A 24,271-nucleotide genomic window follows, 5' to 3' on the forward strand; every position below is an offset into this window, starting at 1 on the left:
GCAACTCAGGGGCGCGTGGACACGGAGTCCCCGTCGGTGACCCGCAGCAGCAGGTGCGGGAGCGTCCCGGCGAAGTCGGGGAGGGTACGGGCCACCCTCCACCAGGCCTGCGGGTCCTCGCCGAGGGCCAGGGCGAACAGCCGGTCCGCCTCGGCGCGGGCGGCGAGCACGGCCCCGGGGCGGTCGTGGCGGTCGGGGTGGTCCACGTCACCGAGCCAGTGGTCCTCGTCCAGGGCCCAGCAGGCGGGCAGCTTGTGCCGGACCACGTCGGCGCCCGTGAGCAGGCCCCGGTCCAGGCAGTCCCGCACCCAGCGGATGTCCTCCTGGACGGTCTCCATCGGCACGGCGAGGCTGGCCAGGGCCAGTTCCCGCTCCACTCCCCCGGCCACCGGCTCGGCGGCGGTCGGGGCCAGGTGGCGTACGGCCCGCGCGAGGGCCCCGTCGGGCCCGGTCCCGGAGGTTGCGGCGGAGCCCGCGGCCGGGCTCCGCGGTCCGGGCGGGCTTCCCGCGACCACGGCGGCCACCAGCTCCGGCAGCGGCCCCGCGAAGCCGGGGGCGTGCCGCAGCAGTTCGGACCACAGCCGGGGGTCGTCCCCCAGCGGGGTCAGCGCCCGGGTGACGGCCGTCCGCATCCCCGCCTGTTCGGGCAGGGTCCAGCGCAGGCCCGGGCCGGGCGGCAGGTGGCCGAGGAGCAGCGTGTGGCGGGCCGGGGCCACGCGGGCGACGAGCTCCTCGTGGGTGAGCCGGCCCATCCGGACGGCGCGGACGGCGGGCCGGTGCCAGGAGCGTCCGTCCCGCTCGGCGGCGGGGGTGGCGAGCAGCGCCCCCACGGTCTCCTCGGGGAGCTCCGCGGCGAGCAGGAGCGCCTCGACGGCGCCGGGCGGCAACGCCTGCCGGGCGTGCTCGGCGGCCAGCTCGCCCGGGTCGAGTACGTACGGGAGCCGCAGGACGTCGAGGGCGACGCGGGGCCTGCGCACGCCGTGCCTGCGCAGCAGGCCGATCAGCTCCGCGGTGGTGAGGGCGCCGTCGGCGGGGTCCCGGCCGAGCTCGGCCCGCAGGACGGGCGCCAGTCCGGGCGGGGTCCGGCGGCGGGCGTACCGGGCGGGGCCGGGCAGCCCGGGCAGGGGCCGCCCGACGACGCGGGGGTTGCGGGCTATGAAGTGGCGGTCCGCCTCGCTGCCGTGGCGCAGGAGCAGCGTGACGGCGGAGGCGGGGAGCCACTCGTCGCGGCACAGGTACTTGCGGGTCGGCCCGTCGAGCCGGCCCAGCAGGTCGAGGGCGATGTGGTCCGGTGCGTGGCGCAGGACGTGCGCCACGCACCAGGCCAGCCGCCGGCTGTCCCGGTCTTCCACGGCCGTCGACATCGCTGCCCGCCTTGCCCTCGTGCCGGTGGGCGTACGCCCACCCGTACCCGTGCACCCGTACATCAGTGCGCCTGAGGTCGATCCTCTCAGGTCAGCGGAGGGGACGGTGCACGTTTTTGTGAGTCGACGGGCCGGGAGTGGCGTCCGCGATCCAGGGGCCGTCGCCGGAGGGGTCGAGCACGCCTTCCTCGAGCCAGGTGTAGGTGCCGGACAGGACGCCCGCGACGACCTTGCGGTCCAGTTCGTCGGTGTTGGACCAGAGCCGGCCGAAGAGCTCTTCGACGCGGATCCGGGACTGCCGGCAGAAGGCGTCGGCCAGCTGGTAGGCCTCGCGGCCGTGTTCCCCGGAGGCCCGCAGGTGCTCGGCGCGCACGCAGGCCGCGCTCATGGCGAAGAGTTCGGCGCCGATGTCGACGATCCGGCCGAGGAAGCCCTGCTTGGTCTCCATCCGGCCCTGCCAGCGGGACATGGCGTAGAAGGTGGAGCGGGCGAGTTTGCGGGCGCTGCGCTCGACGTAGCGCAGGTGGACGGAGAGGTCGGGGTGGCCGCCCGGGTGGAAGGCCCGGTACGTGCCGGGAACGTGGCCGGGGCCGGTGGCCAGCTTGGGCAGCCAGCGGGCGTAGAACCCGGCGGCGCGGGCCCCGGCCTTGGCCTTGTCGCCGAGGTCCTTCTCGGGGTCGATGAGGTCGCCGGCGACCGACAGGTGGGCGTCGACGGCCTCGCGGGCGATCAGCAGGTGCATGATCTCGGTGGAGCCCTCGAAGATCCGGTTGATCCGCAGGTCCCGCAGCATCTGCTCGGCGGGGACGGCGCGCTCACCGCGGGCGGCCAGCGATTCGGCGGTCTCGAAGCCGCGGCCGCCGCGGATCTGGACGAGCTCGTCGGCCATCAGGCAGGCCATCTCGCTGCCGTAGAGCTTGGCGAGGGCGGCCTCGATGCGGATGTCGTTGCGGTCCTCGTCGGCCATCTGGGAGGCCAGGTCGACGACGGCCTCGAGGGCGAAGGTGGTGGCGGCGATGAAGGAGATCTTGGCGCCGACGGCCTCGTGCCGGGCGACCGGACGGCCCCACTGCTCGCGCACGGCGGACCATTCGCGGGCGATCTTCAGGCACCACTTCCCGGCGCCGACGCACATGGCGGGCAGCGACAGCCGGCCGGTGTTCAGCGTGGTCAGCGCGATCTTCAGCCCGGCGCCCTCGGCACCGATGCGCTGCGCCGCGGGCACCCGGACCCGGTGGAAGCGGGTCACACCGTTCTCCAGGCCGCGCAGGCCCATGAAGGCGTTGCGGTGTTCGACGGTGATCCCGGGGGAATCGGCCTCGACGACGAAGGCGGTGATCCCGCCGCGGTGGTTCTCCGACTTCGGTACGCGGGCCATCACCACCAGCAGGTCCGCGACGACCCCGTTGGTGGTCCAGAGCTTCACCCCGTCGAGGACGTACGCGTCCTCGCCGTCGGGCACGGCGGTGGTGGCCAGGCGCGCCGGGTCGGAGCCGACGTCCGGCTCGGTGAGCAGGAAGGCGCTGATGGCGGTGGTCGCGCAGCGCGGCAGGTAGGTTTCCTTCTGCTCCTGCGTGCCGAACATCTTCAACGGCTGCGGGACGCCGATCGACTGGTGTGCGGAGAGCAGGGCGCCGATGGCGGGGCTGACGGAGCCGACCAGGGCCAGCGCCTTGTTGTAGTACACCTGGGTGAGGCCCAGGCCCCCGTACTTGGGGTCGATCTTCATGCCGAGGGCGCCGAGCTCCTTGAGCCCGCGCACGGTCTCGTCGGGGATCCGCGCCTCGCGCTCGATGCGCGCGCCGTCGATCTCGGTCTCGCAGAACGCCCGCAGCCGGGCCAGGAAGGCCTCGCCGCGCCGGACGTCTTCGTCCGCCGGCATCGGGTGCGGGTGGATCAGGTCGAGCCGGAAGTGCCCCAGGAAGAGTTCCTTGGCGAAGCTGGGCTTGCGCCAGTCCTGTTCCCGGGCTGCTTCCGCGACCTGCCGTGCCTCGCGCTCGGTCACCTTGGGCTGTGTTGCGGACATGAGGGGACTCACCTCGCCGCCGGAGTCGGTGGGATCGGCCTACTGGCCGGTGCTACCTGTGAGTCGTACCCAATCCGGGCCCGTGGGAAAAGGGGGACGGCCGGAGCCCCCGCACAGTGGGCTCCGGCCGTCGGCTTTTTGGCGGTACGGGAATCAGATGTCGAGGCCGGTCAGGACCAGGACTCGCTCGTACGTGTAGTCGTCCATCGCGTAGCGGACACCCTCGCGGCCGACACCCGACTGCTTGACGCCGCCGTACGGCATCTGGTCGGCGCGGTAGGACGGCGCGTCGCCGACGATCACGCCGCCGACCTCGAGCTCGCGGTGGGCGCGGAACGCGGTCTGGATGTTCCGGGTGAAGACGCCGGTCTGCAGGCCGAACTTCGAGTCGTTGACGGCGGCGAAGGCCTCGTCGGTGTTCTCGACCTTCGTCAGCGTCAGCACCGGCCCGAAGACCTCCTCGACGGCGAGGGTGGTGTCCGCGGGCAGGTCCGCGATGACGGTGGGCTCGTACGAGGCGCCCTCGCGCTTGCCGCCGGTCAGCAGCTTGGCTCCGGCCGAGACGGCCTCGTCGACCCAGGACTCGACGCGCTTGGCGGCGTCCTCGGAGACGAGGGGGCCGACGTCGGTGGCGTCGTCGTTCGGGTCGCCGGTGACCTGGGCCTGGACCTTCGCGACGACCTTCTCGACGAGGCGGTCGTAGACGGAGGCGTCGGCGATCACGCGCTGCACGGAGATGCAGGACTGGCCGGCCTGGTAGTTCGAGAAGGTCGCGATACGGGTCGCGGCCCAGTCGAGGTCGGCCTCGGAGGACCAGTCGTCCAGGACCACCGCGGCGGCGTTGCCGCCGAGCTCCAGGGTGCAGTGCTTGTGGGGCACCGACTGCTGGATGGCGTAGCCGACCTTGTCGGAGCCGGTGAAGGAGATGACGGGCAGGCGCTCGTCCTTCACCAGGGCCGGCATCTTGTCGTTGGCGACCGGCAGGACCGACCAGGAACCGGCCGGGAGGTCGGTCTCGGCGAGCAGCTCGCCCAGGATCAGGCCGGAGAGCGGGGTGGCCGGGGCCGGCTTCAGGATGATCGGCGCGCCGACGGCGATGGCGGGGGCCACCTTGTGGGCGCACAGGTTCAGCGGGAAGTTGAACGGCGCGATGCCGAGGACCGGACCCTTGACGAAGCGGCGGGTCAGGGCGAGACGGCCGACGCCACCGGCGTCGGTGTCCAGGCGCTGGGCCTCTCCGCCGTTGAAGCGGCGGGCCTCTTCGGCGGCGAAGCGGAACACGGACACCGCACGGCCGACCTCACCGCGGGCCCACTTGATGGGCTTGCCGTTCTCGGCGGAGATCAGCTGGGCAATCTCCTCGGTGCGCTCGGTGAGCCGCTTGGACACGTGGTCCAGGGCGGCGGCACGGACGTGGGCGGGAGTCGCGGAGAACTCGGCCGTCACGGCGTACGCCGCGGCCACGGCCTCTTCGACCTGGGCGTCGGTGGGCACGCTGACGGTGCCGACGAGCCGGTTGTCCCACGGGGAGTGGACGTCGAAGCTGTCCTCGCCGGTGGCCTGGCGGCCGGCGAGCCAGAAGGCGTGGGTGGAAGTCATGCGAATCCCGGCCCTTCGAGTGTGTGCGGGGTCCTTGTCCCCCCCACCGTAGGACTCCGTCCGGGTTTCGGCGTTTAGCCGGGGTGGAGCATGCCGGGCACCGGCCGCGCCGCTTTGTCAGTGTCGCGCCGCGGGCTCCCGCCGCGCGGGGCCGTTTTCCGGCCCGGCGGCTACACGGCGGACGAGGTGGCCTTCAGGGCGAGCCACAGCTCCATGCGGACGTCCGGGTCGTCGAGGGAACGGCCGAGGATCTCCTCGACCCTGCGCATCCGGTAGCGCAGCGTGTGCCGGTGCACCCCGAGATCGGCCGCCGCCGCGTCCCACTGCCCGTGCCGCGACAGCCACGCCTGCAGCGAGGCCACCAGGTCCCCGCGCCCCTTCTCGTCGTGCTCGCGCAGCGCCCGCAGCGTGCCGTCCGCGAAGGCCCGTACCGCCTCGTCCGCCAGCAGCGGCAGGACCGACCCCGCCGCCAGGTCCTCGTGCTCCACCATCGGCCGCCCGCGCCGCCGGGCCACGGCCAGCGCCTGGTCGGCCTGTTTGAACGCCGCCGCCACTCCCGAGGGCACCGCGGCCGCGGACAGCCCGACCACCAGCTCGTCCGGCTCCGGACCGGTCGCCTCCCGCCCGCGCCGCGACTCCAGCGCGTCCGCGTGCTCCGTACAGGCCTGCACCGCCGCGCCCCCGTCGGCCGCCAGCACCACCAGCCGCCCCGGCTCCGGCACCACCAGCAGGGCCTCCCCCGCCCGGGCCGCCGCCGACTCCACCGCGTCGGCCAGCAGCGCCAGCCCCTCCGGCTGCGCGGTCCCCGGCAGCGCCGGCTCGGCCACGATCAGCCGGAACGGCGCCTCCAGCAGCGCCCCGTACAGGTCCCCGGCCACCGCCCGGGCGTGTTCGGCCTCGCCGTCCAGCAGCATCCGCAGCACCGCGGCCCCCAGCCGGGACTCGGCGTCGTGCAGCGACCTCGACCGCTCGGTGGTCAGGGTCAGGAGGGCCACCGCCGAGTGCACGGCGTACCGCTCGGCCGTGCCCAGAGGAGCCCCCGTGCCGACGGCGAGCGCGCCGCGGGCCCGCCGGCCCGTACCGAGCGACTGGAGCTCGACGCGGTCCTCCGACCCGCCCACCACGGCGCTCGCGGGCGCCGGCCGCTCCCGCAGCCGCTCCACGTCGGGGGTCAGCCGGGCGGCCCGCCGCGCGGCCCATTCCGGGGCGGCCGCGACCACCGCGCCCGAGGTGTCGTACAGGGCCGCCCAGCCGTGCACGTGCGCCGCCAGCCGGGCCAGCAGCTCGGCCGGCCCGTCGGCGGAGAGCGCGGCCCGGGTCAGTTCCCGCTGCGCCTCGAAACCGGCGGTGACCGCGCGGTACTGGTCCGCGGCCAGCGCCGCCGAGACGGCCTTGCTGATCGCGAGGAAGGGGGTCCTGCGCGGTACCTCCAGCAGCGGCAGGTCCTCGGCCCGCGCGGCTTCGACCAGTGCCTCGGGGATCGCTTCGTAGTTCACGCCGACGGCGAAGCCGATGCCGACGACCCCGGCCGCGGCGAGGCGGCGTACGTACCGGCGCATCTCCTGCGGATCCTCCGCGTCCAGCTTCATCGCGGTGATCAGGAGCAGCTCGCCGCCCTCCATATAGGGGACGGGGTCGGCGAGCTCGCTGACGTGGGCCCAGCGCACGGGGGTGTCGAGGCGGCCCTCCCCCGCCCGGACGCTGAGCTTGAGCGCCGAGTGCTGGACGAGTGAGGCGAGGGTGAGCGGCATCGGGTACCAGGGGCCTTAGAGGAGGAAGGGGTGCGAGAGGAGGGGGAGGCGCCGGAATTTCGCCCTGTCGTATGAACGACTCCCCTCGATTCTGCCACCTCGTACGGGTCGGCTCAGCCCGTCGCGATCAGCCGCACCAGCAGCGGAGCCGCCCGCTCCCCCTTGACCGAGGTAAGCGAGAGCACGGCGTGTCCGGGCGGTACGGCGTGCGCCAGGTCGGAGGCGGACCACCGCTCCCGTTCCACCTGCCGTACGGTCACCGCGTCCGTGGTCACGGCCTTGCCGGTGACCAGCTTGCGGAAGGCGTGGATGGCCCGGGTCAGCGGCTGGTCGGCGAAGACGGTCCGGTGGGTGACGTCGCGCGTCTCCACCCATTCGGTGCCCCAGGCCTCGGCGAAGCGCTTGCCGTCCCAGGTGGTGACCCCGGAGAAGGCCATCCGGCAGCCCACCGCCCCGAGCAGTGGGGTGCGCAGCGCCTCCGGTACGTCGTCCAGCGTGCGCAGCGTGAGCAGGACGCCCGCGTTCGCCGAGCGGAGCCGCTGCAGGCCGCGCACGGTCTGCGGGGTCAGGGTGTGCGAGGCGTCGTCGAAGGCGAGGAAGGCGAACAGGGACCGGTCGGCGCGGGCCGCGGCGCAGGCGTTGAACTGCGCGAGCAGCAGCCGGGCCAGGATCCGGGAGGCGTCGGCGTGGCCGCGCTCGGGCAGGTCGACGCGGACGCGCAGCGGGTGCTCCAGGGCGCCCGGCGAGAGGGAGAACGGCCTGCCCTGCCCGCTGGTGTCGGGGGCTTTGACGTTGAAGAAGCCGGCGAAGGCGGGCCGGTCGAGGAGCGCCACCCGGTCGGCGAGGGCCGGCCCGGGGTCGTCGTGGGCCCCGTACTGGCGTTCGCGCGCGTCGAGTTCGCGGAGCATCACGTGCGCTCCGGCGTCTTCGAGGACGGTGCGCAGCGCGCCGAGTGCGCCGGGGACCTGGTCGAGCAGTTCGCGCAGTTCGGGCACGGCGGGGAAGCGGCCGTGCGCGGCGCGGAACGGGCCGAGCAGCTGGGCGAGGGCCGTCGCGGCACGGCGTACCTCCATGCCGGGGACGTCGCCGACGAAGGCCTCGGCTAGCAGGGTGGCCGCCTCGTCGGCGTCGGTGGTGCCTCCGTAGAGGTCGAGGTCGTGGACGGACCCGGGGTCGCCGACGCGGACCACGACGTCGTACGCGGTGTCGGGCCCGAGCTGGGCGCCGGCCTGGGCGACGACGATGACGGCGGCCTGCCCGGCCAGCGCCTGGAGGGCGAGCGACTCGACGACGGGCCGCACCAGCTGCCGGGTCTTGCCCGCGCCGGAGGGTCCGACGGCGAGCAGCGAGGTGCCGAGGACGGCGGGGTCGAGGGCGAGGCGGGTGCCGCGGCGGCCGTACGGGTTGCGCGCGCTGTCGTCGACCGTGCCGAGCAGCACCTGCCGGGCCAGCAGATCGTGGCGCGCGGCCCGGACGGGCAGGTCCCGGGCCCCGGAGGGGTGGACGCAGGCGCCCGCGCCCTTGTCGCGCACGGAGTCGGCGAAGGCCACGGCCCGCGAGGGTTCGGCCCGTACGGACTCCCAGGCGCGCCGGATCCGCGCGTAGTCCACGTCGTTCATGCGGCCGGCCCCGGCCTCGGCGCCGAGCCGGTCGGCGATCTCCCCGAGCCCGGCCCCGCGCAGCTGCGGCCAGGCGGCGGGGTCGTCGGGGCCGCCCTCCTCGGGGCGGGCCGGTACGGTGGCCTGCACGGCCCGTACGGGGCGGCTGCGGAGCATCCGGCGGGCCAGCTCGGGCCAGCGGCCGAGCCGCCCGAAGCCGACGACCAGGGCGGCGCCGACCAGGGCGTACCAGATGTACGAGGCGACCACCGAGGGCAGCTTCCCGGCCCAGGAGTCGGGCGTGAACATGTAGAGCGGCCAGAGCCAGAAGCCGCCCAGGTAGCCGTTCCACAGCAGGGACCACAGCAGCAGCCCGGCCAGCAGGGCGATCAGCGCACCGCTGATCAGCTGCCGGGTCGGGGTCCGCTCGGGCTCCTCGGCGGCGCGCGGCACATGGCCGTACGTCCACACGCCGGGGCCGTCGGAGCTCCGCGGGGTGCGCAGCCAGTCGGCGAGGGAGGGCCCGGGGCCGGCGGGGGCGTGGGCGGGCTTCGGCGGGAGGCCGGGCGGCGGGCCCGCGGGCGGCCCGGCCGGCGGCGGGCCCGCGGGGCGCGGGACGTGCCCGGCGCGCGGCGGCCGCTTCTCGTCCGTGCCGTACGTGCCGTCGGTGTCCATGAAACCCCTGCCCCCTGCCCGTGCCTGCGCTGCGTCGCTCAATGTAGTTGCCCGCGGGCGCCCGTGGGCCCCGTACGAGCCCCTGTGTCCGCAGCGTCCACAAGACAGGCGGCGGGCCCTTCCTATGGCCGTCACGGACAAGGACACGCGGGCACCACTCCCGAACGGAGCATGCAGTACCCCCTCCCCCGGGCCTAGCCTGCGGACAAAGACACAAGCGCGCCCGAAAACACCCCCCAGGAGCCCTCTATGACCGCTGTTCCGCAGGAGCGCAAGATCGTCACCGCGATCCCCGGCCCGAAGTCGCAGGAGCTGCAGGCACGCCGTCTGCAGACGGTGGCCGGCGGCGTGGGCTCCGTGCTCCCCGTCTTCACGGCCCGCGCGGGCGGCGGCATCATCGAGGACGTCGACGGCAACCGCCTGATCGACTTCGGCTCCGGCATCGCCGTGACCTCGGTCGGCGCCTCCGCCGAGGCCGTCGTGCGCCGCGCCTCCGCGCAGCTCGCGGACTTCACGCACACCTGCTTCATGGTCACGCCGTACGAGGGCTACGTCGAGGTCTGCGAGGCGCTCGCCGAGCTGACCCCGGGCGACCACGCGAAGAAGTCGGCGCTGTTCAACTCCGGTGCCGAGGCCGTCGAGAACGCCGTCAAGATCGCCCGTGCGTACACCAAGCGCCAGGCCGTCGTCGTCTTCGACCACGGCTACCACGGCCGTACGAACCTCACGATGGCGCTGACCGCGAAGAACATGCCGTACAAGAACGGCTTCGGCCCGTTCGCCCCCGAGGTCTACCGCGTCCCGGTCGCCTACGGCTACCGCTGGCCCACCGGCGCCGAGAACTGCGGCCCCGAGGCCGCCGCGCAGGCGATCGACCAGATCACCAAGCAGATCGGTGCCGACAACGTCGCCGCGATCATCATCGAGCCGGTGCTCGGCGAGGGCGGCTTCATCGAGCCGGCCAAGGGCTTCCTGCCGGAGATCGTGAAGTTCGCCAACGAGAACGGCATCGTCTTCGTCGCCGACGAGATCCAGTCCGGCTTCTGCCGCACCGGCCAGTGGTTCGCGTGCGAGGACGAGGGCATCGTCCCGGACCTGATCACCACCGCCAAGGGCATCGCGGGCGGTCTGCCGCTCGCCGCCGTGACGGGCCGCGCCGAGATCATGGACGCCGCGCACGCGGGCGGCCTGGGCGGCACCTACGGCGGCAACCCGGTGGCCTGCGCCGGTGCGCTGGGCTCCATCGAGACCATGAAGGAGCTCGACCTCAACGCCAAGGCGAAGAAGATCGAGTCCGTCATGAAGGCCCGCCTGACGGCCATGCAGGAGAAGTACGACATCATCGGCGACATCCGCGGCCGCGGCGCCATGATCGCGATCGAGCTCGTCAAGGACCCGGTCTCCAAGACCCCGTTCCCGGAGGCGGCCGGCGCGCTCGCCAAGGCCTGCCACGCCGAGGGCCTGCTCGTGCTCACCTGCGGCACCTACGGCAACGTGCTCCGCTTCCTCCCGCCGATCGTCATCGGCGAGGACCTGCTGAACGAGGGCCTGGACCTCATCGAGGCGGCGTTCGCGGCCATCGGCACGGACGTCTGAGCGACCTTCCGAACACGAGAGCCCGCCGCTACCCCCGGTAACGAGCAGGCACTGTGAAGAAGATGTGGGGGGCCGATGGCAGGAGCGCGTTCCTGCTGTCGGTCCCCTTTCCGCTGCCGTACGGTTTCTGCAGATGAGTGAGACACCCCGCTCCCGGGAAACCGGGGGCGACACCAGTACCGGGCTTCCCCAGCGCCGCACTGGGCCTGCGTTCGCGCACACTCCTCACCGATCGGACGGCCGTTCGCCCCAAACCCCCCGGGGCGCTCGGCAACCCGGTCCGGCCGGCCGTCCCGGAACCACCCCCCCTGTTCCGGGACGGCCGGCCATCCTCCTCCTTCTCTCCCTGCTGGGGCTCGCCCTGACGACCTGGCAGGTCCTCGCCTCGGGTCCGCTGCTCACGCCGGACGAGAGCCTCAGCCGCGCCCTGGTCCGCACGCTCCCCGACTCCGTCACCGAGCGACTCTCCGACCTGGGCAACGTGCCGGTCGCCGTACCGGTCCTGGTCCTGGCGATGGCGTACTCGGTCCGGCGTTCGCGCGCCTGGGCACCGGCCCTGACGGCGGGTCTGGCGATGGCACTGGTCCCGGCCGCGATCGTGCCGCTGAAGGAGTGGACCGCCCGCCCCGGCCCCCTGGAGCCGTGGGCCGCCGGCTACTTCCCCTCGGGCCACACGGCCACCTCGGCCGTCGCGTACATCGGCGCGGCCCTGCTGGTTTCCCCGTACGCCCGCCGCCCCTGGCCGGTGGCCGTCGCCCTCTTCCTGACGGCCGCGACGGCCACCGGCCTGATCCTGCGCGGCTGGCACTGGCCCCTGGACGTCCTGGCCAGCTGCTTCCTGTGCACGCCCCTGCTGCTGGCCGTCGCCCGCGTGGTGCGCCGTGCGGCCGTGCCGGAGCCCGTCAAGGCTCCGGCACGCTCCGCCTAGCCTCCGAAGTAGGCGTCGAAGTTCTTCGAGAACTCCCAGGCGCCGAAGCGGTCCCAGTTGATCGACCAGGTCATCAGCCCGCGCAGGGCGGGCCAGGTGCCGTGGGTCTGGTAGGCGCCGCAATTGGTCTTCTTCGTCAGGCAGTCCAGCGCCTTGGTCACCTCGGCGGGCGACGTGTGCCCGTTGCCCGCGTTCGTCGTGGCCGGGAGGCCGATCGCCACCTGGTCCGGGCGCAGCGGCGGGAAGACGCGCGCGGTGTCGCCCGCGACCGGGAACCCGGTGAGCAGCATGTCGGTCATGGCGATGTGGAAGTCCGCGCCGCCCATGGAGTGGTACTGGTTGTCGAGGCCCATGATCGAGCCCGAGTTGTAGTCCTGGACGTGGAGCAGGGTGAGGTCGTCGCGCAGGGCGTGGATGACCGGGAGGTAGGCGCCGGCGCGCGGGTCCTGGCCGCCCCAGGGGCCGGAGCCGTAGTACTGGTAGCCGAGCTGGACGAAGAAGGTCTCCGGGGCCATGGTCAGGACGAAGTCCGGGCCGTACTTGGCCTTCAGGGTCTTCACGGCCGAGACGAGGTTGACGATCACCGGGGTGGTGGGTGAGCGGAAGTCGGTGTCGCCGGTGGCGAGGGAGAGGGAGTGGCCCTCGAAGTCGATGTCGAGTCCGTTGAGCCCGTACTCGTCGATGATCTTGCTGACGGAGGAGACGAAGGTGTCGCGGGCGGCCGTGGTGGCGAGCTGGACCTGGCCGTTCTGACCGCCGATCGAGATCAGGACCTTCTTGCCGGCCGCCTGCTTGGCCTTGACGGCCGCCTTGAACTCGGCCGCGGACTCCACGTTCGGGCATTCGCTCACCGGGCAGAGCGAGAAGCGGATGTCCCCCGAGGTCACCGACGTCGGTTCGCCGAAGGCGAGGTTGATGACGTCCCAGGAGGCGGGTACGTCGGCCATCCGGACGTAGCCGGAGCCGTTGGCGAAGCTCGCGTGCAGGTAGCCGACCAGGGCGTGGGCCGGCAGGCCGGGGTTGCCCGGATTGCCGCCGCTCGTCGTGGAGGCGGAGACGGGGGCGCTCTTCGCGGACTCCCCGGCCGCGTTCACCGCGCTGACCCGGAAGGTGTAGGAGGTGGACGCGGTGAGTCCGGTGACCGTCGCCGAGGTCCCGGTGACGCTCACGGGCGCGGCGCCGTCCCGGTGGAGCGTGTAGGACGTGGCGCCGGTGGCGGCCGACCAGGACAGGTTCAGACTGCTCGCCGTGGCGCCGGACGCCGTCAGGCCGGTGGGGACGGCCGGGGGCTGGGGCTGGCCGGGTCCGGAGCCGCCCGGGTCGGGGCCGACGAGCGTGACGTCGTCGGTGAGGTGGGCGGGCTGGCCGTACCAGCCGTGCGTGTAGATCGTCACCGAGGTGGTGGCCGCGCCCGTACGGAACGTCGTGCTCAGCTGCTTCCAGGCGCCCGGGGTCTGCGTCCAGGTGGACACGTCGGTGGTGCCGGTCCCGGCCGCGCCGAGGTAGACGTACGCCCCCTGCACCCAGGCGGTGAGCGTGTACGCGGAGTCGGGCTTGACGGTGACGGTCTGGGAGCAGCGGGCGTTGTCCTGGCCCGCCGGGGTGGCCCGGAGGGCGGAACTCCCACCGTGGACGGGGCTGGTGACGACGGCTCCGCTGCCGCCCGAGCAGCTCCAGCCGTCGAGTCCGGCTTCGAAGCCGCCGTTGCGGGCGAGGTCGGCGTCGGCGGCCGCGGCCGGCGGGCCCGCGGCGAGGAAGGCGGCCACCGCGAGGGCGGCCGCGGTGAAGAAGGGCATGCGTCTGCGCACAACTGCCTCCGGAACATGGGGGGATGGAGCCAGGCCGCCGGTGATGCGGCAGCGGCGCCCAACATGGTCCAGACCAATGCCCTTGTCAAGGCTTCCGGTCCTCCTTCCCCGCCGCCCGGGCCGCCGCCTCGTGCATCGCGAGCTCCAGCAGCACCGGATCGGTGAGCGTCCCGCTGCCGTCCGGGACCACCAGCCAGCGCACCCCGCCCGTGGCGCGGCCGGGGTACGGCACCACGATCCAGGTCCCGCGCCCCGCCCCCCGTACACCGGTGCCGATCCAGCGGGACGCCGTGCCGGGGGGCACGAAGAAGCCCAGCCGGGGTGTCGGTGTGCGGCTCCGCCGCGTGGCACCGGAGTCGGCGAGCACCGGGCCGGGCCGGTCGAGGAGCCGGGTCAGGACGTCGAGGGTGCCCTGACCCAGCTCCCCGGGCAGGATCAGCACGTCCCACCGGCGGCCGGCGGGCAGCAGGGCGACCCCGAGGGGACTGCGCTCCCACTCCCACCGGCAGGCGTCGGGATCCGGCGCCACCGACACGAGCCATTCCACCGCGGTCTTGCTCTCCGAACCGTGCATCGCCCGGCCTCCGTTCTCTCGGTGAGGGTTCCTCACCGAGAGAGAGCGGGGCCGGGCCCGGGGATGACGCGGGTTTCCCCACCCCGTGGTGGTGAAGCGGGTCACGGCATGAACCGCGGCGCGCCGTGGGGTGGTGGCGGTCAGGTCAGTCAGGTCGGGGCGGCGGTCAGGGCGGGCGGACGGCGCCGGTCAGCTGTCGAAGCCGAGGCCGAACTTGTCCATGGCCTTCAGCCACAGGTTGCGGCGGCCGCCCCGGGCGTCCGCCCGGGCCAGGGACCACTTGGTGAGGGTGATCCCGGTCCAGGCGAAGGGCTCGGGCGGGAAGGGCATCGGCCGGGACTTCACCATCTCCAGCTCGGTCCGCTCGGTGCGGGCCCCGTCCAGCAGGTCCAGCATCACGTCGGCGCCGAAGCGGGTGGCGCCGACCCCGAGCCCGGTGTAGCCGGCCGCGTAGGCGACCTTGCCGCCGTGCGCGGTGCCGAAGAAGGCCGAGAAACGCGAGCAGGTGTCGATGGCCCCGCCCCAGGCGTGGCTGAACTTGATGCCCTCCAGCTGCGGGAACGCGGTGAAGAAGTGCTGCGCGAGCTTCAGGTACGTCTCGGGGCGGTGGTCGTACTCGGAGTCCAGCTTGCCGCGGTAGGGGTAGATGGCGTCGTAGCCGCCCCACAGGATGCGGTTCTCCGGGGTGATGCGGAAGTAGTGGAACTGGTTGGCGCTGTCGCCCAGGCCCTGGCGGTTGTGCCAGCCGATGGCCTTCAGCTGGTCCGCGGTCAGCGGCTCCGTCATCAGCGCGTAGTCGTACACCGGGACCGTGAACGGCCTGATCCGCCTGACCAGCGAGGGGAAGATGTTCGTGCCGAGCGCCACGCGCCGGGCGAAGATCCGCCCGTACGGGGTGCGTACGGCCATCCCGGCGCCCGAGGCGGCCAGCGACAGCCCCCGGGTGTTCTCGTAGATCCGCACGCCCAGCGACAGGCAGGCCTCCTTGAGGCCCCAGGCGAGCTTCGCGGGGTTGAGCATGGCGACGCCGTCGGTGTCCCACAGGCCCGCGAGGAAGGTCGGCGAGTCGACCTCGGCGCGCAGCTCCTCGCGGTCCAGCCAGCGCGAGCCGCCCGCGAGGCCCAGCTTCCCGGCCTCCTCGTACAGCTCGCGCAGCTCCTCGACCTGGTGCGGCTCGGTGGCCACGTCGATCTCGCCGGTGCGCTCGAAGTCGCACTCGATGCCGTAGCGGGCGATGGCCGCCTCGATCTCGTCGAGGTTGCGGGCGCCCATCTCCTCCAGCTTGGCGAGCTCCCCCGGCCAGCGGGCCATGCCGTTGGCCAGGCCGTGCGTGAGGGAGGCCGCGCAGAAGCCGCCGTTGCGGCCGGAGGCGGCCCAGCCCGCCTCCTTCGACTCGATCAGGACGACGTCCCGGGCGGGATCGCGCTCCTTGGCGATGAGCGCGGTCCACAGCCCGCTGTACCCGCCGCCGATGACGAGCAGGTCGCAGGCCTCGTCGGAGGTCAGCGCCGGCTGCGCGGCGGGCCGGCCGGGGTCGTCCAGCCAGTACGAGACCGGCAGTGCTTCGGAAAGGGATTGAGCAACACTTCGCATGGCGACTGGGGCCATGTCTTCCAACTCCCTACAGAGCTACTTGGGCTGTGCGTTCTTGCGGCGGTTGCCGACCGTCTGGCCGACGAGCACCACCAGCACCGCGATGACGAACATCGCCGTGCCGATGACGTTGATCTGTACAGGCGTACCGCGCTGGGCCGATCCCCACACGAACATGGGGAAGGTGACGGTGTTGCCCGAGTTGAAGTTGGTGATGATGAAGTCGTCGAACGAGAGCGCGAAGGAGAGCAGCGCGCCCGCCGCGATACCGGGCGCCGCGATCGGCAGGGTGACCCTTGCGAAGGTCTGCACCGGGCCCGCGTAGAGGTCGCGGGCGGCCTCCTCCAGCCGCGGGTCCATCGACAGGACGCGCGCCTTGACGGCGGCGACGACGAAGCTGAGGCAGAACATGACGTGGGCGATCAGGATCGTCCAGAAGCCCAGCTGGATGCCCATGTTGAGGAACAGGGCGAGCAGCGAGGCCGCCATCACGATCTCGGGCATGGCCATCGGCAGGAAGATCAGCGAGTTGACCGCGCCGCGCGCCCGGAAGCGGTAGCGCACCAGCGCGAAGGCGATGGCCGTGCCGAGGACGGTGGCGCCGATGGTGGCCCACACGGCGATCTGCAGCGACAGGGACAGCGAGCCGCACAGGTCGGCGACGCCGCAGGGGTCCTTCCAGGCGTCGAGCGAGAACTCCTGCCAGGCGTAGTTGAACCGCCCGGCCGGGTTGTTGAAGGAGAAGACCGTCACGACGACGTTCGGCAGGATCATGTACGCGAGCGTGCCGAGGCCGAAGATGACGACGAGATTGCGCCGGAGCCAACGCATCAGACCAGGTCCTCCGTCCCCGCTCGGCGGATGTAGATGGTGACCATGATCAGCACGATGGCCATGAGGATGAAGGACAGCGCGGCGGCCGTCGGGTAGTCGAGGATGCGCAGGTACTGCGACTGGATGACGTTGCCGATCATCCGGGTGTCGGTGGAGCCGAGCAGTTCGGCGTTGACGTAATCGCCGCTCGCCGGGATGAAGGTGAGCAGCGTCCCGGAGACCACGCCCGGCATGGAGAGCGGGAAGGTCACCTTGCGGAAGGTGGTGGAGGGGCGGGCGTACAGGTCCCCGGCCGCCTCGTGGAGGCGGGTGTCGATGCGCTCCAGCGAGGTGTAGAGCGGCAGGATCATGAAGGGGAGGAAGTTGTACGTCAGGCCGCAGACGACGGCGAGCGGGGTGGCGAGCACCCGCTCCCCCTCGGTCATCCCGAGCCAGCTGGTGACGTCGAGTACGTGGAGGGCGTTGAGCACCTCCACGACCGGTCCGCCGTCGGCCAGGATCGTCTTCCAGGCCAGCGTGCGGATCAGGAAGCTGGTGAAGAACGGGGCGATGACGAGCACCAGCAGGAGGTTCCGCCAGCGGCCCGCCTTGAAGGCGATCAGGTAGGCCAGCGGGTACCCGAGCAGCAGGCACAGCACGGTCGCGGTGCCGGCGTACAGCAGGGAGCGCAGGAACTGCGGGTAGTACTCGGTGAGCGCGTCCCAGTACGTCTGGAAGTGCCAGGTGACCTTGAAGCCCTCTTCGAGGGATCCGGTCTGCACCGAGGTCGAGGCCTGGTAGACCATCGGCAGCACGAAGAAGACCAGCAGCCACAGGATGCCGGGGAGCAGCAGCCAGTACGGGACGAGCCGCTTGCGCAGGGACGCCTTGTGGACCGGGGGTTCGGTGACGGTCCCGGCCACCGGCGGCGCGGCGGTGGCGGTCATGCGCCCTCCTCGACCGTCTCGATGCCGGCGTCTATGTCCTGGGCGGCGTCGAGGCCGAAGGTGTGCTCGGGGTTCCAGTGCAGGACGACCTCGGCACCGGGGGCGAGGCGGGCGTCGCGTTCGATGTTCTGGACGTACACCTCCAGCTCCGGGCAGACGGGGCTGTCGATGACGTACTGGGTGGAGACGCCGATGAAGGAGGAGGCGGCTATCGTGCCCCGGACCTTGTTGCGGCCGGCCGCGACGGTGTCCTCCTCGTCCGCGTGGACCAGGGACATCTTCTCGGGGCGCACCCCGACCAGCAGCTTCCCGCCGGCCTTGGGCGTGGTCGAACATCGGGCCGCGGGCAGCCGCAGCGTGGCGCCCGCCGAGCTGACCGTGACGTCGGAGCCGCCCGCCTCCAGGACCTCGGCCTCGATGAGGTTCGAGGTGCCGAGGAAGTTGGCGACGAAGGTGGTCTTCGGGTTCTCGTACAGCTCGGCGGGGGCGCCCAGCTGCTCGACGCGGCCGCCGTTCATCACGGCGACCGTGTCGGCCATGGTCATGGCCTCCTCCTGGTCGTGCGTGACGTGCACGAAGGTGATGCCGACCTCCGTCTGGATCCGCTTGAGCTCCAGCTGCATCTGGCGGCGCAGCTTGAGGTCGAGGGCGCCGAGGGGCTCGTCGAGGAGCAGTACCTGCGGGTGGTTGATGAGCGCGCGGGCGACGGCCACGCGCTGCTGCTGGCCGCCGGAGAGCTGGTGCGGCTTGCGCTGGGCGAACTGCCCCAGCTCGACCAGCTCCAGCATGTCGTCGACCTGCTTCTTGACGGACTTGATGCCGCGGCGGCGCAGTCCGAAGGCCACGTTCTCGTAGATGTTCAGGTGGGGGAAGAGTGCGTAGCTCTGGAACACCGTGTTGACCGGGCGCTTGTACGGCGGCAGGTGGGTGACCTCGCTGTCGCCGAGGCTGACCGTGCCGGTGGAGGGCTCCTCCAGGCCGGCGATCATGCGCAGGGTGGTGGTCTTCCCGCAGCCCGAGGCGCCGAGCAGGGCGAAGAAGGAGCCCTGGGGGATGGTGAGATCCAGCGGGTGGACGGCGGTGAAGGAGCCGTAGTGCTTGCTGATCCCGGCGAGGCGGACGTCGCCGCCCGCGGTCTTGTCAGTCATGGGCCTGGGCCTTCGGTGGTGGTGTCGTCGGAAGGGTGCGGGGCGCGGGAGCCGGCGCGGGAGGGGTTCGTCAGGCTCCGATGAGCTTGGCGAACTTCTCTTCGTACGCGGTCTCTTCCTCACTGCTGAGGGAGCGGAAGGCGTGGGCCTTGGCCGCCATCGCCTTGTCCGGAATGATCAAGGGGTTGTCCGCGAGGGCGGGGTCGATCTTCGCGAGGTCCTCCTTGACGCCGTCGACCGGGCAGACGTAGCTGATGAACGCGGCCAGTTGGGCGGCGTTCGGCGGCTCGTAGTAGAAGTCGATCAGCTTCTCGGCGTTGGCCTTGTGCCGGGCATGGGCGGGGACCAGCAGGTTGTCGCTGGAGGTGATGTAACCGGGCGCGGGGATCGCGTACTTGATGTCCGGGTTGCCGGCCTGGAGCTGGATGACGTCGCCGGCCCAGGCCAGGCAGGCGGCGAGGTCGCCCTTGTCGAGGTCCGCCGTGTAGTCGTTGCCGGTGAAGCGGCGTATCTGCTTGGTGTCCACGCCCTTCTGGAGCCGGCCGATGGCGGCGTCGAAGTCGGCGGTGGTGAAGTTCGCCGGGTCCTTGCCCTGGTCGAGCAGGGTCATCCCGACGCTGTCGCGCATCTCGGTGAGGAAGCCGACGCGGCCCTTGAGGGAGGGGTCGTCGAGCAGCTGCGTGACGGAGTCGACCTTCTTGCCGTCGGTGGCCTTCGCGTTGTAGGCGATGACGGTGTCGATGCCGGTCCAGGGGTAGCTGTACGAGCGGCCGGGGTCCCAGTCGGGGTTGCGGAACTGCGGGATCAGGTTGGCGTAGGCGTGCGGGAGGTGGGAGGGGTCCAGCTTCTGCGCCCAGCCGAGCCGGATGATGCGGGCGGCGAGCCAGTCGGTGACGACGATCAGGTCGCGGCCGGTGTCCTGGCCGGCCGCGAGCTGCGGGCGGACCTTGCCGAAGAACTCGACGTTGTCGTTGATGTCCTCGGTGTACTTGACCTTGATCCCGGTCCGCTTGGTGAACTCCTCCAGCGTGGGGTGGGACTTCTCGTCCTCGCTGGTGTCCATGTACTCGGTCCAGTTGGAAAAGTTGATCTCCTTCTCCTCGGCCGAGCGGTCGTCGGAGGCGACCGCCGTGTCGCCCGCGCGCTTGGCCGGCGGGATGCCGCAGGCGGACAGGGAGGCCAGACCGCCGAGGGTGAGCGCTCCGACGCCGGAGGCGCGCAGCAGCGAGCGGCGGGTGAGGGCGCCGCGCCCACCGGTGATGCTGCGCCGCATCGCGGCGAGTTGCGCCGCCGAGAGGCGGTCGGGCTCGAACTGCTCCATGAGCTGCCCTTTCGGGAGGGGTGGCGCCGCTGGTCAGGCGGCCGGCTGCCACTCGGCGGAAGCCGAAGACGGTTAGATGCGGTCCCCGAAGATCGTGCGGTGCCAGTCCTTCGCGGCCACCGCCGTGTTGTCGTACATCACGTGCTTGACCTGCGTGTACTCCTCGAAGGAGTAGGCGCTCATGTCCTTTCCGAAGCCACTGGCCTTGTAGCCGCCGTGGGGCATCTCGCTGATGATCGGAATGTGGTCGTTGACCCAGACGCAGCCCGCCTTGATCTCGCGGGTGGCGCGCCCGGCCCGGTAGACGTCGCGGCTCCAGGCGGAGGCGGCGAGTCCGTACGGGGTGTCGTTGGCCAGCTCGATGCCCTCGTCGTCGGTGTCGAAGGGCAGGACCACGAGGACCGGGCCGAAGATCTCGGACTGGACGACCTCGCTGTCCTGCGCGGCGCCGGAGACGAGCGTGGGCCGGTAGTACGCGCCCTCGGCGAGCTCGCCTCCCGGTACCTCACCGCCGGTGACGACGGTGGCGTAGCCGCGGGCGCGCTCCACGAAGCCCGCGACCCGGTCGCGCTGGGCGTGCGAGACCAGCGGACCGAGGTCGGTGGCGGGGTCGAAGGGGTCGCCCAGGCGGACGGTCTCCATCAGCTCCGCCACGCGGGTGACGAAGGCGTCGTGCAGGGGGCGCTGGACGTACGCGCGGGTGGCGGCGGTGCAGTCCTGGCCGGTGTTGATCAGGGAGGCGGCGACGGCGCCGTGTGCGGCGGCCTCCAGGTCGGCGTCGTCGAAGACCAGGAAGGGCGCCTTGCCGCCCAGCTCCAGGTGCAGCCGCTTGACGGTGGCGGTGGCGATCTCGGCGACCCGCTTGCCCACGGCGGTGGACCCGGTGAAGGAGGTCATGACCACGTCCGGGTGGCCGACGAGGTGCTCGCCGGCGTCCCGGCCGGCGCCGGTGACGATGTTGACCACGCCGTCGGGCAGGCCCGCGTCCTTGGCCGCCTGGGCGAACATCAGGGAGGTCAGCGGGGTCAGCTCGGCTGGCTTCAGGACGATCGTGTTGCCCGCGGCGATCGCCGGGAGGATCTTCCAGGCGGCCATCTGGAGCGGATAGTTCCAGGGCGCGATGGAACCGACGACCCCGATGGCCTCGCGGCGTACGTAGGAGGTGTGGTCTCCTGAGTATTCAGCTGCCGCCTGCCCCTGGAGGTGCCGGGCGGCGCCCGCGAAGAAGGCGGTGTTGTCGATGGTCCCCGGTACGTCGAACTCGGTGGACAGCTTGATCGGCTTGCCGCACTGCAGGGATTCCGCGTACGCGAAGTCCTCCGCCTGCTCGGCCAGCACGGCGGCCAGCCGGTGCAGGGCGTCCGAGCGCTCGCCGGGGGTGGCCGCGGACCAGGCCGGGAAGGCCCGCTTGGCGGCGGCGACGGCTTCGTCGACGTCGGCGGTGGAGGCCAGCTCGTACGTGAGCACCTCCTCGCCCGTGGCGGGGTTGACGACGGTGTGCGACTGCCCGGACGTACCGGACCTCAGCTGCCCGTCGATGTACTGCGCGCCGTCTGCGAAGCGGTCCTTGACCTGGAAGCGATTACCCATGACGCTCTCACGCTCTCCGTAGCTTCAGCTCGAATTGAGTGCCGATCCTGGCAGAGGTGTTCCCCACCGCCAAGTGATTCCGTTGTTGCCTTTTGATTACGCGACGGAATCGGTCGACCATGTGTCGAGGCGCGCCCCAAAACCCGTACGAAGTGTCAGTGGCGACTGCCAGACTCGCGTGCATGGAGAAGATCGACACATTGATCGAGCAGGTCAGCCGTGGTGAGCGGGTGAAGTACCTCCCCTTTTGGGGGCACCGGCCGCGCCCCGACGGGACCCTCGGCCCCAGCTGCATGAGCCAGTGGTGGCCCTCTCCCTTCACCGTGGGTGATGTCCGGTACGACACGGCCGAGCACTGGATGATGGCCGGCAAGGCCCGGCTGTTCGGGGACGCCGAGGCGGAGCGCGCCGCGCTGGAGGCGAAGACTCCGGCGGAGGCAAAGAAGGCCGGTCGCCTGGTGCGCGGTTTCGACGAGCAGACGTGGGCGCGGGAGCGGTTCGCGCTCGTGGTGGAGGGCAGCGTGCACAAGTTCGCGTCCACCCCGGCGCTGCGCGCGTACCTGCTGACCACCGGGGACCGGGTGCTGGTGGAGGCGAGTCCGATGGACCGCGTGTGGGGCATCGGACTCGCCGCGGACGACGAGCGCGCCCTGGACCCCTCGCGCTGGCGCGGGCTGAACCTGCTGGGCTTCGCTCTGATGGAGGCGCGCGAGCGGCTGCGTACGGGGGCTTAAATGCGTGGCGGGAGGGTGAGCGGCCCGCCTACGGTGGGACTCGTCCAGGTGCGCAGGCGAGACCTACTTCCACTCTTAATGGGCAGGTCGCGGGTTCGAGTCCCGCCACCGGCTTCCGGGCCGGTGTAGCTCAGTCGGTCAGAGCAGCACGTCGGTTTCGCCGACCTCGATCTCTGGACACCTACGTCACGCACCTCCCGGTGCGCGGGCTGCGGCTCCTTCTTTCCCAAGAATCCCAAGCCGCCGCCACCTTGATCTCGGGAGGCACGCGTGCGGGATGCCCGGTGCGCGGGCGACGGTTGCTTCGGGGACCAGGAGGTCGCGGGTTCGAATCCCGCCCGGCTCCGGCCGGTGGAGCAGCTCGGCAGCTCGCCTGGATGAAAGCCCGTCGCCGACTCCGATCTCGGGCATCCCGCACGTCACGCCTCCCCCACGTTCCACTGAATTCGGGGGGATTCACCATGGCTCGCTTCAACCTGCGCGCACCCGGGAAGGCTTCCGCCGCCGCGGGGCCCGTCTCTCCCGTGCGCTCCACGGGCGGCCGCGCCGCAAACCACCAGGGCAGCCGCGGCTACGTCCGCGACGCGCGCTCCGAGCTGTTCCTGCTCGCCGTCGCCAACTTCGTGACGCAGCGGACCTTCCACGAGAGCGGCGATGCCCGCGACGACCGTTTCTCCGCCCTCGTGCGCCGTCTCGCCGTCGAGGACCCCGCGTGGACCGCCGGCCTGCTCGGCTGGCTGCGCACCGACGGGAACATGCGGACCGCCTCGCTGGTCGGAGCGGCCGAGTACGTGAAGGCGCGGCTCGACGCCGGAGCCACCGGCGGCCCGTCGAACCGCGCGGTCGTGGACTCCGTGCTGCGGCGCGCGGACGAGCCCGGCGAGCTGCTGGCCTACTGGACGGCGACGTACGGGCGCAACGTCCCCAAGCCCGTCAAGCGCGGTATCGCCGATGCCGTGCGCAGGCTCTACTCCGGCACCTCGCTGCTGAAGTACGACACCGCCTCCAAAGGCTTCCGCTTCGGCGACGTGCTCAACCTGGTGCACGCCTCCCCCGATCCCGCCAAGCCCTGGCAGGGAGAGCTGTTCCGGTACGCCCTCGACCGGCGGCACCGCCCGGAGACGGCTCAGGTGCCGACGGGCAACCGCACCCTGCTCGCACACCGGGAGCTCATGGAGCTGCCGGTGGAGGAGCGCCGGGCCGTGGTGACCGCGCCCGACGGGGCCGAGCGGCTCGCCGCCGCGGGCATGACCTGGGAGGCACTGGCCGGCTGGCTCCAGGGGCCGATGGACGCGGCCGCATGGGAAGCGGTCATCCCGTCCATGGGCGCGATGGCGCTGCTGCGGAACCTGCGCAACTTCGACCAGGCCGGCGTCTCGGACGCGGTGGCCGCACGGGTCGCCGCGAACATCGGCGACCCGGAGGTCGTCGCCCGGTCCCGGCAGTTCCCGTTCCGCTACCTGGCCGCCTACCGGCACGCGCCCTCGCTGCGCTGGGCGTACCCGCTGGAGCGGGCGCTCGGCCATTCGCTGGCCAACGTACCGGCCCTGCCGGGGCGGACGCTGGTCCTCGTGGACCGCTCGGGGTCGATGTGGGCGCCGCTGTCGGACCGCTCGCAGCTCAACCGGGCGGACGCGGCGGCCGTCTTCGGCGCGGCGCTCGCGCTGCGCGCCGAGGAGGCGGACCTGGTGCAGTTCGGGACGGACAGCAAGCGGGTCCCGTACGGCCGGGGCGAGTCCGTGCTGAAGGTGCTGGAACGGTTCGAGGACCTCGGCGGCACCAACACCTCGGAGGCCGTGCGCAGGTACTACAAGGGGCACGACCGGGTCCTGATCGTCACCGACGAGCAGGCGACGTACCACTACGGCGGTGACCCGACGGCCCTCGTCCCGGACGAGGTCCCGGTCTACACCTGGAACCTGGCCGGGTACCGGACGGGCCACGCGCCCTCCGGGTCGGGCAACCGCCACACCTTCGGCGGGCTCGGCGACGCGGCCTTCCGGATGGTCTCCCTGATCGAGGGCGGCCGGGACGCCGACTGGCCGTGGGTGGCCTAGACGAGTAAGTCCGAAGTCCTTGGGCGCATGAAGCGAGGGTCTCGTTGGTTCGTGTGTGACGACAAACCTCAAGACCCTCGCGACAGCACTGTACGTGAGGATCGATGACTCTCTGGCAGGAACGCGGCGATCGGGCCGCCCGCCGAGGC

17 protein-coding genes are annotated in these 24,271 nt (G+C 72.2%); 4 read left to right on the forward strand and 13 right to left on the reverse strand.

Translation table 11 applies throughout. The features are described from left to right. Window positions 1-5: 5 nt before the first annotated feature. The 5 genes from K7B10_RS12795 to K7B10_RS12815 all read right to left on the reverse strand — a co-directional run bounded on the left by K7B10_RS12795 (window position 6) and on the right by K7B10_RS12815 (window position 9,013). Window positions 6-1,364 (reverse strand): hypothetical protein, encoded by a 1,359-nt coding sequence (locus tag K7B10_RS12795; RefSeq protein ID WP_229336212.1) that lies wholly within the window; start codon window positions 1,362-1,364, stop codon window positions 6-8. 91 nt (window positions 1,365-1,455) lie between these two features. Next, window positions 1,456-3,390 (reverse strand): acyl-CoA dehydrogenase family protein, encoded by a 1,935-nt coding sequence (locus K7B10_RS12800; protein WP_229336213.1) that lies wholly within the window; start codon window positions 3,388-3,390, stop codon window positions 1,456-1,458. Between the two features lie 153 nt (window positions 3,391-3,543). Beyond that, window positions 3,544-4,989 carry an aldehyde dehydrogenase family protein gene (locus K7B10_RS12805; RefSeq protein ID WP_229336214.1) on the reverse strand — a complete coding sequence of 482 codons (1,446 nt, stop codon included), beginning with the start codon at window positions 4,987-4,989 and terminating at the stop codon, window positions 3,544-3,546. A gap of 170 nt (window positions 4,990-5,159) precedes the next feature. Then, window positions 5,160-6,740, reverse strand: coding sequence for a PucR family transcriptional regulator (locus K7B10_RS12810; RefSeq protein WP_229336215.1), 1,581 nt, complete (start codon window positions 6,738-6,740; stop codon window positions 5,160-5,162). Between the two features lie 113 nt (window positions 6,741-6,853). Continuing rightward, window positions 6,854-9,013 (reverse strand): ATP-binding protein, encoded by a 2,160-nt coding sequence (locus tag K7B10_RS12815; RefSeq protein ID WP_229336216.1) that lies wholly within the window; start codon window positions 9,011-9,013, stop codon window positions 6,854-6,856. 249 nt (window positions 9,014-9,262) lie between these two features. Between K7B10_RS12815 and gabT the strand changes: the two genes are divergently transcribed. Next, window positions 9,263-10,609: a 4-aminobutyrate--2-oxoglutarate transaminase gene (gabT, locus tag K7B10_RS12820; protein WP_229336217.1), complete on the forward strand. Its 1,347-nt coding sequence runs from the start codon at window positions 9,263-9,265 to the stop codon at window positions 10,607-10,609. A 133-nt stretch (window positions 10,610-10,742) separates the two neighbouring features. After that, window positions 10,743-11,537: a phosphatase PAP2 family protein gene (locus K7B10_RS12825; RefSeq protein WP_229336218.1), complete on the forward strand. Its 795-nt coding sequence runs from the start codon at window positions 10,743-10,745 to the stop codon at window positions 11,535-11,537. Here the strand turns inward: K7B10_RS12825 and K7B10_RS12830 are convergent. The 8 genes from K7B10_RS12830 to K7B10_RS12865 all read right to left on the reverse strand — a co-directional run bounded on the left by K7B10_RS12830 (window position 11,534) and on the right by K7B10_RS12865 (window position 21,331). After that, entirely contained in the window at window positions 11,534-13,333 is a 1,800-nt protein-coding gene (locus tag K7B10_RS12830; RefSeq protein ID WP_229344981.1) for a chitinase, read from the reverse strand. The genes K7B10_RS12825 and K7B10_RS12830 overlap by 4 nt on opposite strands. Window positions 13,334-13,430: 97 nt before the next feature. Continuing rightward, a complete protein-coding gene (locus K7B10_RS12835) occupies window positions 13,431-13,919 on the reverse strand; it encodes a hypothetical protein (RefSeq protein WP_229336219.1) in 489 nt (162 codons plus the stop codon). 189 nt (window positions 13,920-14,108) lie between these two features. Next, on the reverse strand, window positions 14,109-15,527 hold the full coding sequence (locus tag K7B10_RS12840; RefSeq protein WP_229336220.1) for an NAD(P)/FAD-dependent oxidoreductase: 1,419 nt from the start codon (window positions 15,525-15,527) through the stop codon (window positions 14,109-14,111). A gap of 21 nt (window positions 15,528-15,548) precedes the next feature. Continuing rightward, window positions 15,549-16,343, reverse strand: coding sequence for an ABC transporter permease (locus K7B10_RS12845; RefSeq protein WP_229336221.1), 795 nt, complete (start codon window positions 16,341-16,343; stop codon window positions 15,549-15,551). Further along, entirely contained in the window at window positions 16,343-17,272 is a 930-nt protein-coding gene (locus K7B10_RS12850; protein WP_229336222.1) for an ABC transporter permease, read from the reverse strand. The genes K7B10_RS12845 and K7B10_RS12850 overlap by 1 nt, the downstream gene beginning before the upstream one ends. Beyond that, complete coding sequence (locus K7B10_RS12855) at window positions 17,269-18,420, reverse strand: ABC transporter ATP-binding protein (RefSeq protein WP_229336223.1); 1,152 nt, start codon at window positions 18,418-18,420, stop codon at window positions 17,269-17,271. The genes K7B10_RS12850 and K7B10_RS12855 overlap by 4 nt, the downstream gene beginning before the upstream one ends. A 70-nt stretch (window positions 18,421-18,490) precedes the next feature. Then, the gene (locus tag K7B10_RS12860) at window positions 18,491-19,741 is read right to left on the reverse strand and encodes a polyamine ABC transporter substrate-binding protein (protein ID WP_229336224.1); all 1,251 of its coding nucleotides are present in this window, start codon (window positions 19,739-19,741) and stop codon (window positions 18,491-18,493) included. A gap of 72 nt (window positions 19,742-19,813) precedes the next feature. Then, on the reverse strand, window positions 19,814-21,331 hold the full coding sequence (locus tag K7B10_RS12865; protein ID WP_229336225.1) for a gamma-aminobutyraldehyde dehydrogenase: 1,518 nt from the start codon (window positions 21,329-21,331) through the stop codon (window positions 19,814-19,816). A 182-nt stretch (window positions 21,332-21,513) separates the two neighbouring features. On the opposite strand from K7B10_RS12865, the gene ybiA reads away from it, so the two are divergent. Beyond that, a complete protein-coding gene (gene ybiA / locus K7B10_RS12870) occupies window positions 21,514-22,065 on the forward strand; it encodes a riboflavin biosynthesis intermediates N-glycosidase (protein WP_229336226.1) in 552 nt (183 codons plus the stop codon). A 461-nt stretch (window positions 22,066-22,526) separates the two neighbouring features. Continuing rightward, the gene (locus K7B10_RS12875; protein WP_229336227.1) at window positions 22,527-24,122 is read left to right on the forward strand and encodes a TROVE domain-containing protein; all 1,596 of its coding nucleotides are present in this window, start codon (window positions 22,527-22,529) and stop codon (window positions 24,120-24,122) included. The last annotated feature ends 149 nt before the right edge of the window (window positions 24,123-24,271 follow it).

The organism is Streptomyces flavotricini, from assembly GCF_020639365.1.
GTDB lineage: Bacteria > Actinomycetota > Actinomycetes > Streptomycetales > Streptomycetaceae > Streptomyces > Streptomyces flavotricini.